This is a genomic window from Klebsiella sp. S69 (genome assembly GCF_016516145.1).
Lineage (GTDB): Bacteria > Pseudomonadota > Gammaproteobacteria > Enterobacterales > Enterobacteriaceae > Klebsiella > Klebsiella oxytoca.
The window spans coordinates 136,801-149,289 of record NZ_JACVUU010000006.1; the positions used below are offsets into that span (position 1 = coordinate 136,801).

The following is a 12,489-nucleotide window of genomic DNA, read 5'->3' on the forward strand; positions in this document are numbered from 1 at the left end:
TGTTCAAAACGAGGCGCGATGATGAAGCCACTGCTTGAAGCTCGCCAAATCTGCAAACAGTTCTCCGGCGTGACCGTGCTGAAGCATATTGATTTCACGCTGCTTTCCGGCCAGGTGCACGCGCTGATGGGCGGCAACGGCGCCGGAAAATCGACGCTGATGAAGATTATTGCCGGGGTAGAGACCCCCGACAGTGGTGAGCTCATCCTCGGCGAACGTACATTTGCGCGCCTTACTCCCGCCCAGGCCCATCAGCAGGGCGTGTATCTGGTGCCGCAGGAACCGATGTTATTCCCCAATCTGACGGTGCGGGAAAATATTCTTTTTCGTCTGCCGAAGCGGGCGGATAGCGAGAACCATCTGCAGGAAAAGCTTCAGCAGCTTAATTGCCAGCTTAACATTGAGGCGGCGGCCAGCACGCTGGAAGTCGCCGATCAACAATTGGTGGAGATCCTGCGCGGGCTGATGCGCGACGCGCAGATCCTGATCCTCGATGAGCCCACCGCCTCATTGACGCCGGGAGAAACCGATAGCCTGTTTCGCCAGATCCGCTCTTTGCAGGCGCTCGGTGTCGGGATCGTGTTTATCTCGCACAAGCTGCCGGAGATCCGCCAGGTCGCCAGCCACGTTTCGGTGATGCGCGATGGCGCGGTGGTGCTGAGCGGGGAAACCGCGCACTACGGCGACAACCAGCTGATTGGCGCAATGACGCCGGTCAGTCGCGATCGAGCCCTGAGCGACACGCAAAAGTTGTGGCTGGCGCTGCCGGGCAATCGTCGCACTCAGGCGCAGGATTTTCCGGTGCTGCGGGTCGAAGATCTGACCGGAGAGGGCTTTATCGATCTCAATCTGGAGATCCGCGCCGGGGAGATCGTCGGCCTCGCCGGGCTGGTCGGATCCGGGCGTACCGAATTTGCTGAAACGCTCTATGGTCTGCGACCGGCTCGCGCAGGGCGGGTGTGGCTGGAAAACCGCGATATCAGCCGCGACAGCACGCGCGCCAGGCTGGCCAGCGGGCTGGTCTATCTGCCGGAGGACAGACAGGTTTCCGGTCTGTTTCTCGATGCGCCGGTGCGCTGGAACACGGTGATGTTTAACCAGCCGTCGCTGTGGCAGCAGAACCGGCGCGAAGCGGCGGTGGTGGAGCGTTATCACCGGGCGCTGGGGATCAAAATGGCCGATGGCGATCGCCCGGTGCGCACGCTCTCCGGCGGTAACCAGCAGAAGGTACTGTTGGCGCGCTGCCTGGAGGCTAACCCGCTGCTGCTGATCGTCGATGAACCGACCCGCGGCGTGGACGTCTCCGCCCGCGCCGACATCTATCAGCTGCTGAAAAGCGTCGCCGCGCAGAACGTGGCGGTATTGATGATCTCCAGCGATCTCGACGAGTTCGTTGGCCTGGCCGATCGGGTGGTTGTAATGCATCAGGGCAGGCAGAGCGGCGAGCTGGCGCAGCAGGCGGTCAGCGTTGACCGGATGATGACCCTGGCCTTCGGAGGGCAGGCATGAAAACGTTATTAAAGAATCGCGAACTGAGCGCCTTCCTCGCCATCGTGGTGCTGTTTGCCGGGCTGGTGGCGCTCAACCCGGCTTATTTCAGCTTACAAACCCTGGGCATGATTTTCGCCAGCTCGCAAATCCTTTGCCTGCTGGCGCTGGGGGCGACGCTGGTGATGCTCACCCGCAATATTGACGTTTCGGTGGGCTCCACCGTTGGCCTGAGCGCTATCGCGACAGGCGTGGCGCTAAATAGCGGGTATGGGCTGATGACCGCCATCGCCTTTGCGCTGGCGATCGGCGCGCTGGCTGGCGCCTTTAACGGCCTGCTGGTGGTGGGGCTGCGCATCCCGGCGATTGTCGCCACTCTCGGCACCCTCGGCCTTTATCGCGGGGTGATGCTGCTGTGGACCGGCGGTAAGTGGATTGAAGGTTTGCCGAACAGCCTGAAAGCGCTGTCGGAACCGGCATTCATCGGCATTTCTCCGCTGGGCTGGCTGGTGCTGGCGCTACTGCTGGCGGGCGGCTGGATACTATCGCGTACTGCCTTTGGCCGTGATTTTTACGCCGTCGGCGATAACCTTGCCGCTGCCCGCCAGCTTGGGGTGGCGGTGAACCGCACGCGGATGCTGGCATTCACCCTTAACGGCATGCTGGCGGCCTGCGCCGGGATTGTATTCGCCGCGCAGATTGGCTTTGTGCCCAATCAGACCGGCAGCGGCCTGGAGATGAAGGCCATCGCCGCCTGCGTGCTCGGCGGGATCTCGCTGCTGGGCGGTACCGGCACGCTGCTCGGCGCTTTTCTCGGCGCCTTCTTCCTCACCCAAATCGATACCGTGCTGGTGCTGTTTCGTCTCCCGGCGTGGTGGAACGACTTCATTGCCGGCCTGGTGCTGCTCGGCGTACTGGTGCTCGACGGGCGGCTGCGTCAGGCGCTGACCCGCCATCAGCGGGCGCTGAAATACAGTCGCTTTCAGCCTGGCAATAAAGGGGGCAAGCGCGTGGCCCCGTTTCCTGAACGCAAAAATAAAGAGGTGGCGTAAATGAAGCTCAACTGGGAAAGCGCGCTGCTGGGATTACTGGTGGTGGAGATCCTGCTGTTTGGCGCCCTCAATCCGCGCATGCTGGATCTCAATATGCTGCTGTTCAGCACCAGCGACTTTATCTGCATCGGCATCGTGGCGCTGCCGCTGACGCTGGTGATCATCAGCGGCGGGATTGATATTTCGCTCGGTTCCACCATCGGCCTGTGCGCCATCGCGCTGGGGGTGATGATGCAGGCGGGCTGGCCGATGAGCCTCGCGATCCCCCTGACGCTGCTGCTCGGCCTGCTGTGCGGGCTGCTGAACGCGGCGCTGATTCACTACACCGGCATTAACCCGCTGGTGATTACCCTTGGCACCCTGTACCTCTACGGCGGCGGCGCGCTGCTGCTTTCGGGCATGGCAGGGGCGACCGGCTACGAAGGCATCGGCGGATTCCCGGATAGCTTTACCGCCTTCGCCAATCTGACCCTGTTCGGCCTGCCGATACCGCTGGTGCTGTTCGCCGTTATCACCTTTTTTTTCTGGCTGCTGGCCCACCGCGGGCGCTTTGGGCGGCACCTTTTTCTGCTCGGGCAGAACCCGCGCGCCGCGCGCTACGCCGCGCTTTCCGTTAACGGGATGCCCTACGCGCTGTATGGCCTGGTGGGCGTGGCGTCGGCGGTGGCGGCGCTGGTGATGGTCTCCTATTTCGGCTCGGCGCGCTCGGACTTAGGCCGCGACCTGCTGATGCCGGCGCTGACCGCCGCGGTGCTCGGCGGGGCCAATATCTACGGCGGTTCCGGCTCGATCGTCGGCACGGCGCTTGCCGCGCTGCTGGTGGGCTATTTACAACAAGGTTTGCAAATGGTCGGCATCCCCAACCAGGTGTCGAGCGCGCTGTCAGGGGCGCTGTTGGTTGTGGTGGTGATGGGGCGTTCGCTGAGTCTGCACCGTGAGTGGGTGCGGATGACCTGGCGGCGTCTTTCTCGCGTATAAGACAATCGGAGCATAAACATACGATGAAAACCAAACGAATCCTGCAAACGAGCGCCCTGGCGCTGGCGTTAAGCGTGGCAACCGCTCAGGCGGCGGACCGCATCGCCTTTATTCCTAAGCTGGTCGGCGTCGGCTTCTTTACCAGCGGCGGTAACGGCGCGAAAGAGGCGGGCAAAGCGCTCGACGTGGACGTCACCTACGACGGCCCGACCGAACCGAGCGTCTCCGGCCAGGTGCAGCTGATCAACAACTTCGTCAACCAGGGCTACAACGCGATTATCGTCTCCGCCGTATCGCCGGACGGCCTGTGCCCGGCGCTGAAGCGGGCGATGCAGCGCGGGGTCAAGGTTCTGACCTGGGACTCCGATACCAAACCAGAGTGCCGCAGCATCTATATCAACCAGGGGACGCCGCAGCAGCTTGGCGGCCTGCTGGTGGAGATGGCGGAAAAACAGGTGACGAAACCCACCGCCAAGGTGGCGTTTTTCTACTCCAGCCCAACGGTGACCGATCAGAACCAGTGGGTAAAAGAGGCGAAAGCCAAAATTGAAAAAGCGCATCCGCAGTGGGAAGTGGTGACCACGCAGTTTGGCTATAACGACGCCACCAAATCGCTGCAAACTGCCGAGGGGATCTTAAAAGCGTACCCGGATCTCGACGCCATTATCGCCCCGGACGCCAACGCGCTTCCGGCCGCCGCCCAGGCGGCAGAGAATCTCAAGCGCCAGGGCGTGGCGATTGTCGGCTTCAGTACCCCGAACGTGATGCGCCCCTATGTAGAGCGCGGCACGGTAAAAGCCTTCGGCCTGTGGGACGTGGTACAGCAAGGCAAGATCGCGGTTAACGTCGCCGATCGTCTGCTGAAAAAGGGCGATCTTAACGTCGGCGACAGCGTTGATGTGAAAGATCTCGGCACCCTGAAAGTCGAGCCCAACAGCGTGCAGGGTTATCAGTATGAAGCGAAAGGCAACGGCATCGTGCTGCTGCCGGAGCGGGTGGTGTTCACCAAAGAGAATATCAATAACTACGATTTCTGATGGAGGATGAGATGGCTGATTTAGACGATATCAAAGAGGGAAAAAACTTCGGCTTAGACCGTCCGCAGCAGAACACGCTCTATACGCTGAAGGGCTGTGGGTCGCTGGAGTGGGGGATGCAGTCGCGGCTGGCACGTATCTTTAATCCGCAGAGCAATCGCACGGTGATGCTGGCTTTCGATCACGGCTATTTTCAGGGGCCGACTACCGGGCTGGAGCGTATCGATCTCTCTATCGCGCCGCTGTTCGAGGAGACCGACGTGCTGATGTGCACCCGCGGCGTACTGCGCAGTCAGGTGCCGGCCGCGACCAACAAACCGGTGGTGCTGCGCGCTTCCGGCGGCAACTCGATCCTCAGCGAACTTTCCAACGAGTGCGTGGCGGTGGCGATGGAAGATGCGCTGCGCCTGAACGTCTGCGCGGTGGCGGCGCAGGTCTATATCGGCAGCGAACATGAGCATCAGTCCATCAACAACATCATCAAGCTGGTGGACGCCGGCAACCGCTACGGTATGCCGGTGCTGGCGGTAACCGGGGTGGGTAAAGAGATGGCCCGCGACGCCCGCTACTTCTCGCTGGCCAGCCGCATTGCCGCTGAAATGGGGGCGCAGTTTGTAAAAACCTACTTTGTTGAGGAAGGCTTTGAGAAAGTGACTGCCAGCTGCCCGGTGCCGATCGTCATCGCCGGGGGTAAAAAGCTGCCGGAGCAGGAGGCGCTCGAGATGTGCTGGCGGGCGATTGACCAGGGCGCATCCGGCGTCGATATGGGGCGGAATATCTTCCAGTCCAGCGCGCCGCGCGCGATGCTGAAGGCGGTGAAAAAAGTGGTGCATGAGAACCTGAGCGCCCGCGAGGCGTATCAGTTCTGGCAGGAGGAAAAACAGGGAGAGCTGCAATGAACGTAACGCTGGTAGAAATCAATATCAAACCGGAACGGGTCGACGAGTTTCTTGAGGTATTCCGCGCCAACCACGAAGGGGCGCTGCAGGAGCCGGGCAATCTTCGCTTTGATGTCCTGCAGGACCCGGAGGTGAAGACGCGCTTTTTTATTTATGAAGCCTATAAAGATGATGAAGCGGTGTTGGCGCACAAGAAAACCCCGCACTATCTGGCCTGCGTAGAGAAGCTGGAGGCGCTGATGTCGCAGCCGCGGCAGAAACGCAGCTTTATCGGCCTGCTGCCGGAGGTGTAAGACGAGTCCTCTCCTACGGGAAGAGGGGGAAAGAGGAGCCGTCTGTTAAATCGGGAGCCGGACCGTTCCCTCTCCCTGTGGGAGAGGGTTAGTAGCCTATGGTTTACGGAAAAACTCGTTATACAGCATGTACAGATGCGCCGCGCTCCAGGAGAAGTTCGGCGCGCCTTGCTGAGCGCCGGTGAGCGGATTGTAGTTCTCCTGAATCGGGCCATCGGAGGTGAGCCCCCGGGCGTGCCTGAAGAAGGCGTCCGCCAGCTGCAGCGCCTCTTCGCGGTGGCCGTAGCGCTCCATCCCCTTCAGGCCGAACCAGAACTGGTCCACCCACACGCGGCCGCGCCAGTAAATATCCGCGCCAAACGCCGGATTCGTTAATGCGGCGGTACCCAGCGGTACGAACGTGTTGAACTCTTTGGCGTCCAGCATCACCGAAATGACGTCATCGGCATGCGCCTGAGTGGCTGCGCCGTTGAACAGCGGCGACCAGCCCTCCGGGCCTTTGCCGCGCTCGACGATCGGCCTACCGGCGCAGCCGTTTGCCAGCGGCTGCGCTTCAATGCGAATGTCGTAATAGAATTTGCTCTGCGGGTCGAACATGCAGGTGTTGATATAGTCGGCGAGCTTTTTCGCCAGCGCCCGGTAGCGTTTTGCCTCCTCCGGCTTGCCGAGAAGGGCCGCTATCTCCGCCAGATAGTGGTTGTCGCTGTACATGTAGCTGGCCTGATCGACCGACTCCTGCAGTAGCGAATAGCCGAGCAGATTGCCGCTTTTATCCCGGTTTTCAGCAAATTTCACCGTCCAGTCGCTACGCTTGCCGCCGCCAGCGATGTACTTATCCAACTGATCTTTATCGATAAAGCCGAAAACCGCCGCGTCGTCGCGCCCCGACTCCCAGGAGGCGGCCACCTGCGCCGGGATCTCCAGGCTGTCGTAATCGCCTTTCGCCGTCACCTGCTCGTAGGTTTTCAGGCCGGAAAGCGTCCGTTCTTTATCGCCCTTTTTCACGGTAAACAGCATCGCGCCATCGGCGGTGTTGTGCGCTTTATCGCGGGTCGCGCCGTACTCCGGCACGCCGTTGCCGTTGTGGTCGCGGTTGCGCAGCCACCAGTCATGGTAGGCCACCAGCTTCGGATACATCTCCGCCAGCCAGGCTTTATCTTTCGTAACGTTATAGACTTCCATCACCGACCAGGCCGCCAGGCTCGGTTTGGTATTTCGCTCGTTCCAGTTGCTGCCGTCGCCGCCGCGTTCCGGGCTCAGGTTCCAGGCGATCAGATCCGGAATGAACCCGGCATCCTGCGGCCGCACTTTATCGTCGGCGGCAATCTGCCAGGAGAAGACGGCACGGATGTTCTCTTTCGCGATCTCCGGGTTGAAGTGTGCCATGGCGTAGGCCTGCTTCCAGGTATCCCACGGCCAGGTCTGGTTGCCTGAGAACCAGCGCCCGGTTACCGACGGCGTGACGGTGTTGTGCTTAACGGCGCCGCCCGGCGCGCGCCAGTTACCGTTAAGGGTTTCGATCGCTTTTACCGCCACCCGGGTTTGCTGCGCCGTAGCATCAGGATTGGTCAGCCCCTTTTGCAGATAGCCGTTCCAGCGCGCCTCGGAAGCGCGCAGATAGTGTGCCGGTCGCGCCAGAATATCGCGGATTTGCGCTTTCTCGAGCCGAACCTGCTCGGCGTTCAGCAGGTGCGAGTAGGTGGTATAGAGCGTGGTCGAGCCGTTGATTTGCGCGCTGCTGGTGAACCGATGGCCGTCGATTTGGGTGACCGTCGGCAGGGAGCGATGGATCTGATACTGCGATTCGCCGGAGGTCATTAAATCCGATGCGGAGCGGACTTTGCCGAAGCTGACGGTCAGGCCGTCGTGGGTCGCGCTCAGGCGGCGCTGATAGTCCGGGAAAGCCAGGTCGATGGTTTGCGTTGACTGCGGTTTCCCCTCTTTGGCGGAGAGTTTCTCCAGCAACTCGCCGTCCCAGACCAGCTTAAGCGGGCTGCTACTGGTGATTTTAGTCTCCAGTAAAGAGGTGTGCGCGCTGGCAAAGCGCAGGGTCATCTCGATCTGTACGCCGGCCGCGGAGAGCTTTTGCACCAGCGCGCCGGGCAGGCTCCAGGCCTGCAGGGTGAAGGCGACTTTTTTGCCGTTCTGGTATACCGTCAGGCGATCGAAATTGGTCGCCATAAAGTTGATGTACTCCTCGGTGAGCAGCGCGGGTCCGGGAAATCCGCCCATGGTGGCCGGACCATCAGGCAGCAGATGCCCATGCCATGCGCCCAAATCGAAAAACGGGTTGAAGCGCTGGTGGTCATCGTTATCAAAATCCTGCATCGCCTGCGGCGCGCCGCTGCGGTTGATAACATTTTTAAAGTCATCCGCGGTCAGCGCGTGGGCGGAAAAGCTTAGCAGTAGGGCGCAGGCCAGCGGCGTAAGAGTAGTGGTAATCTTCACGGTATTGATATCCCTTTTTACCAATAGAAATATTGCATCAGGAAAACCTGATCGCTCGGGTCGCCGGAGGCATTTTTCATGTAGAAGCGGCTGTCCGCAGCGGTGGCAAAACGTCCGCCGCCGTATTCGTACCAGATGCCGAACTGCATAAACGAGGTGGTTTCCTCGGCGGCGCGATCCGGGCGGTGTTTGGCGTAGCTATAGGCGGTAGAGAGATACACGCCCTTGAGCGCTTCATACATAGCGCTGGCCATAAAGCCGGTCTCCGTTCCCGGCACGTCTTTTCCCCTGGCGCGCCCGGTATGATGCCAGGCGCGGGCGGCGAGGTTGGGGGTGAGAATACCGGTCAAAAATAGCTGGCCGGTCCCATCCGTCACCTCAAGCCCGTTCATCCAGGTCACCTCGTTCGCGAGATCGTACTGGATGTAGCCGTTGACCATCGCCGGGTAGGTATATTTATCGTCGTAGCGGTCGTATTTGCCGAAATGGAGCCATGCTTTGCCTTCATCGTGGTGCCCGGAGGGGGTCGCGGTCACGCTGTAGCGAAAATCTCCCGCCAGGTTCTGCACCTTGAGCGCGTACATGATATCGCGCGTATTGGGGATCACGTAGCCGAGGTCGGGCGTGAAATCGCCCCACCACTGCAGATCGTCGAGCGATGAATCCTGGCGCAGGCTGAGCATAATCTCGGTGCTGCTCTCGGTTTTATATCCGCCGTAGAAGCGGTTTATTCCACCTTCAAATCCGCCCCAGCCATGGTCCGCTACCCAGGCATTTCCCTGACGATCGGCCTGAACCGTCCAGCCTTCGCCATAAATTAAACCAAACCAGCTGCCGTGCTTTATTTCCAGTCCGCCTTCAATATAGGTGCCATCACTATATTTATGCTTGTCCTCACCTTCTAGATCCATATATCCGCCAACCCCCAATTCACCGTAAAAACGGTATGAGGTGGCATTAAGTTCTGGCGTTTTCATGTCATCATGTTCCGCCGGATGCGCCACATCGACGGCAATAGCCGGTGTGCAAAAAGCCAGGGCGGCAAGCGCCCAGTAAATAGGCCTGTTCTTTTTCATCATTTTATTTAGAGGTACTGTGGTTTTTTATTTAAGAAAAATAGATTAAGACGCGTCAGAGGCTGGCGCTGCTTCAATTCTTTTTTCTTCCCGAGTTAAACCTTTCACGTATTTGCTGTATTTCCACCATGCAAATCCGAGGAAAATAACGATTCCGCCGACGTTATAGAAAATAATCGTCAGAATATTGCCGCCGGTGGGAAAGGTTGAGGCGACGAAGCCGATAGCGAAAATAACAATCAGCATGGAGACCACCGTAATACCGGTGGTGCGGGAACCCATTTTAAAATCGCGCGGCAGATGATCGAGCTTGCGGCGCAGATTAAGGTACGCCAGCATGATAAACAGCGGCGGCAGCATCGAGGCGGCGGCGGTCATATTGATGATGGTATTCATTAAATCCTGCACGGTACTGGAGCCCATCATCGGAATTATCATTAGCGGAATCACAATCAGGAACTGGATCCACGCCGCGCGCGCCGGTACGCCGTTTTGATTGAGCTCAACGGTTTTTTTACCAAATATTCCGGGCGGGATTTCGGAGAAAAAGATTTTGACCGGCGTCGCGGTCCACATTAATAACGAACCAAACATGGCGGTAAAGGAGACCAGGCCGACAAAACGGTTGACCACGATTTCGGGCAGGCCAAACCATACCGCCATGCCGTGGAAGACCTGTACCGATCCGCCGGTAAATTTCAGCTCTTTACTGCTGATAAACACGTTTATCAGTACCGAGGAAATGGAGTACAGCACGCCAATCACGATCCCGGCGAGGATAATGACCTTAACAAATGATTTCGATCCGCCTTTCACGTCATTGACGTACACCGCGACGGACTCGGCCCCGCCGGCCGCCATAAAGATCCAGGTGGTGATGCCGAGGAACGCCCAGTTAAAGTTCGGGATCATTGCATCCACGGTAATCGGATCCGCTGGTTGAATACCGCCCACCAGCGCGCCGCCGGAAAGCAGAATGTAGGAGAGCGTCAGCAGCAGCATTAACGATGAAGTGACCGAGGTGATTGGACCCAGCATTTTTGCGCCGTTGGTGGAAACCCAGGTCGACAGGGCGAACAGCGCCATGCTCAACATCGTGGTGGCGACCGGAGTCAGAATGTACTCGTAGCCGAGGAAAGCGTAGGAGGCATAAGCGATTACCCTCGGCAGCAGCGAGGTAAAAAAGAACAGATTCACGAACCAGTAGGTATAGGCGGTAATAAAGGCCCAGCGCCCCCCTAGCGAGCTTTTCACCCAGGCATAAACGCCCGCTTCGGAGTTTTTATTCAGCGAAACGAATTCCGCGATGATCAGACAGAAAGGAACAAAGTAGAGCAGGGTTGCAAGGAAGAACATCGGCGCCGACGCCAGTCCCAGCTCAATATTGTTATTGATCACGTTATTAAAACTGAAGACGGCGGCGAAGGTTAGCGACAGCAGGCCAAACTTGCCGATGGTATTACGTTTGATATCAGACATAACACATCTCCACACATTGTCCTTCAGAGAATGGCCGAAGGGGATTGTGTTGTTTGTAGGGTAGAGGTAGTTAAGTATTGTGGTTAATTTTAGTAAAATATTTAGTAAATAAAAGCGGTAAAAATGAATTGCTTTAACTCGATCACGAAAATGGTTGGGCGACAGATCATGGCTTGCGGGTAAAAAAATCCCGCCAGGGGATATACCGCTGGCGGGAGCAACGGTGGCTTATTTCACCGTATTTGCCGCTGATTTCAGGCCTGGTTGTTGGTTCTTGCGCTGTTTTTTCTCAAAGCGGGTTATCCACCACCATGCGAGTCCGGAGAAGACTGCGGTCATAAAGACGTTAATGAAGAAGGCGTTCACCAGGTCGACTCCTGGCGGGAAAGCGGAGGCGGTCATGCTGACCAGGAAAATAACGATAAGCATCGACACCACGGCCATCCCAACTTTTCTTGAACCCATGCGGAAGTCGCGCGGCGTGTCGTCATGTTTCCAGCGGAAAACAAAGTAGGCGGCCATGATAAACAGCGGCGGTAGCATTGCGGTCCCGGCGGTCAGGTTGATGGCGGTGTTCATCATTTGCTGAACGCTGGCGGAGCCGAAACCATTCACGATGAGCATCAGAAAGACGAAGACAAATTGCCACCAGGCGGCGCGCACCGGCACGCCGTGGACGTTCAGCTCGGTGGTTTTTTTGCCATAGATGCCGGCAGGAATTTCCGAGAAGTGAATTTTTACCGGTGCGGCGGTCCACATCATCATGCTGCCGAAAATGGCGATAAACAGAATGATGCCGACGAAGCGGCCCATCAGCGCTTCGGAAATATGGAAATAAGCGCCGAGACCGGTGAAAATTTCCACCATACCGGCTGCATAGGTCAGATCTTCCCGTGCCACAAAGACGTTGACCAGCAGAGAACCCAGCGCATACATGCCGCCAATCAGGATCCCGGCGGTGATGATGACTTTAATAAACGATTTCTGCCCGCCTTTAGTATCGTTCAGATATGCGGCAACGGTTTCAGCCCCGCCAGCCGCCTGGAAGATCCAGCACATAATCCCCAGCGTCGCCCAGTTGATGGTAGGCGCCATGGCGTGCAGCGTAATCGGCTGCGCAGGGACATGGCCCGCGCCCAGCGCGGTAATAGCACCGACCACGTAAATCGCAAAGAGCGCGAAGACGCCATAAGCCACGCATTCGGAGATTTTCCCCAGCCAGGTCGCGCCTTTGGTGGAAATGTGGGTGGCCATGGCGAACAGAACGATAGAGATCAGCGAAGTGACCATCGGCGAGAAGGGAATGGCGTAACCCATAATGGCGTACGAGGCGTAGGCCACCACGTTCGGCAGCAGCGACAGGAAAAAGAACAGGTTCACAAACCAGTACAGGAACGAGCCGAGATAGGCCGCGCGGGTACCTAAAGGCTGCTTCAGCCAGGCGTACATACCTGATTCGGAATTTTTATTCGCTGACACGAATTCGGCGATGATAAAGACAAACGGAATAAAATAGACCACCGTGGCAAACAGAAAGATAGGGGCGGAACTGAGCCCTAACTCGATGTTATTATTAACGATATTTCGTACGTTAAATACGGCGGCAAACGCCATCGACAGTAGGGCGAACTTCCCTATTTTGGCACGAACTGATTCGGACATAAGTCCTCCGGAAAATGATCTGGCCCGCATTGAGGGCTGGGACCGGGAAGGCCAACGAGTCGATCCGCTGGCCTCAT

9 protein-coding genes and 1 pseudogene are annotated in these 12,489 nt (G+C 58.2%); 6 read left to right on the top strand and 4 right to left on the bottom strand.

Annotated elements, in window-relative coordinates:
* The first annotated feature begins 21 nt into the window (after window positions 1-21).
* The 6 genes and pseudogenes from lsrA to lsrG all read left to right on the top strand — a co-directional run bounded on the left by lsrA (window position 22) and on the right by lsrG (window position 5,747).
* Window positions 22-1,509 (top strand): autoinducer 2 ABC transporter ATP-binding protein LsrA, encoded by a 1,488-nt coding sequence (lsrA, locus tag IAE27_RS08080; protein WP_154022537.1) that lies wholly within the window; start codon window positions 22-24, stop codon window positions 1,507-1,509.
* Window positions 1,506-2,540 (top strand): autoinducer 2 ABC transporter permease LsrC, encoded by a 1,035-nt coding sequence (lsrC, locus tag IAE27_RS08085; protein WP_016808028.1) that lies wholly within the window; start codon window positions 1,506-1,508, stop codon window positions 2,538-2,540. The genes lsrA and lsrC overlap by 4 nt, the downstream gene beginning before the upstream one ends.
* A pseudogene (lsrD, locus tag IAE27_RS08090) lies at window positions 2,541-3,534 on the top strand (autoinducer 2 ABC transporter permease LsrD).
* Between the two features lie 7 nt (window positions 3,535-3,541).
* Window positions 3,542-4,555 carry an autoinducer 2 ABC transporter substrate-binding protein LsrB gene (lsrB, locus tag IAE27_RS08095; protein WP_016808027.1) on the top strand — a complete coding sequence of 338 codons (1,014 nt, stop codon included), beginning with the start codon at window positions 3,542-3,544 and terminating at the stop codon, window positions 4,553-4,555.
* 11 nt (window positions 4,556-4,566) lie between these two features.
* Window positions 4,567-5,454: a 3-hydroxy-5-phosphonooxypentane-2,4-dione thiolase gene (lsrF, locus tag IAE27_RS08100; RefSeq protein WP_004105939.1), complete on the top strand. Its 888-nt coding sequence runs from the start codon at window positions 4,567-4,569 to the stop codon at window positions 5,452-5,454.
* Window positions 5,451-5,747 (top strand): (4S)-4-hydroxy-5-phosphonooxypentane-2,3-dione isomerase, encoded by a 297-nt coding sequence (gene lsrG, locus IAE27_RS08105; RefSeq protein ID WP_004105938.1) that lies wholly within the window; start codon window positions 5,451-5,453, stop codon window positions 5,745-5,747. Before lsrF ends, lsrG begins: the two co-directional genes overlap by 4 nt.
* Window positions 5,748-5,843: 96 nt before the next feature.
* Here lsrG and ygjK read toward each other — a convergent pair whose 3' ends face one another.
* The 4 genes from ygjK to IAE27_RS08125 form a co-directional block, all read right to left on the bottom strand.
* A complete protein-coding gene (gene ygjK / locus IAE27_RS08110) occupies window positions 5,844-8,195 on the bottom strand; it encodes an alpha-glucosidase (RefSeq protein ID WP_070556335.1) in 2,352 nt (783 codons plus the stop codon).
* Window positions 8,196-8,212: 17 nt separating this feature from the next.
* Window positions 8,213-9,271 carry a protein YgjJ gene (ygjJ, locus tag IAE27_RS08115; protein WP_064373421.1) on the bottom strand — a complete coding sequence of 353 codons (1,059 nt, stop codon included), beginning with the start codon at window positions 9,269-9,271 and terminating at the stop codon, window positions 8,213-8,215.
* A 45-nt stretch (window positions 9,272-9,316) separates the two neighbouring features.
* Window positions 9,317-10,750: an amino acid permease gene (locus tag IAE27_RS08120; RefSeq protein WP_049593642.1), complete on the bottom strand. Its 1,434-nt coding sequence runs from the start codon at window positions 10,748-10,750 to the stop codon at window positions 9,317-9,319.
* Window positions 10,751-10,978: 228 nt separating this feature from the next.
* Entirely contained in the window at window positions 10,979-12,412 is a 1,434-nt protein-coding gene (locus IAE27_RS08125; RefSeq protein WP_004105934.1) for an amino acid permease, read from the bottom strand.
* Between the last annotated feature and the right edge of the window lie 77 nt (window positions 12,413-12,489).

What these genes read in the sequence shown, in the direction of transcription:
- lsrA (WP_154022537.1), top strand. Translation starts at nt 22, where the DNA reads ATGAAGCCACTGCTTGAAGCTCGCCAAATCTGCAAACAGTTCTCCGGC.
- lsrC (WP_016808028.1), top strand. Translation starts at nt 1,506, where the DNA reads ATGAAAACGTTATTAAAGAATCGCGAACTGAGCGCCTTCCTCGCCATC.
- lsrB (WP_016808027.1), top strand. Translation starts at nt 3,542, where the DNA reads ATGAAAACCAAACGAATCCTGCAAACGAGCGCCCTGGCGCTGGCGTTA.
- lsrF (WP_004105939.1), top strand. Translation starts at nt 4,567, where the DNA reads ATGGCTGATTTAGACGATATCAAAGAGGGAAAAAACTTCGGCTTAGAC.
- lsrG (WP_004105938.1), top strand. Translation starts at nt 5,451, where the DNA reads ATGAACGTAACGCTGGTAGAAATCAATATCAAACCGGAACGGGTCGAC.
- ygjJ (WP_064373421.1), bottom strand. Translation starts at nt 9,271, where the DNA reads ATGAAAAAGAACAGGCCTATTTACTGGGCGCTTGCCGCCCTGGCTTTT.
- IAE27_RS08120 (WP_049593642.1), bottom strand. Translation starts at nt 10,750, where the DNA reads ATGTCTGATATCAAACGTAATACCATCGGCAAGTTTGGCCTGCTGTCG.
- IAE27_RS08125 (WP_004105934.1), bottom strand. Translation starts at nt 12,412, where the DNA reads ATGTCCGAATCAGTTCGTGCCAAAATAGGGAAGTTCGCCCTACTGTCG.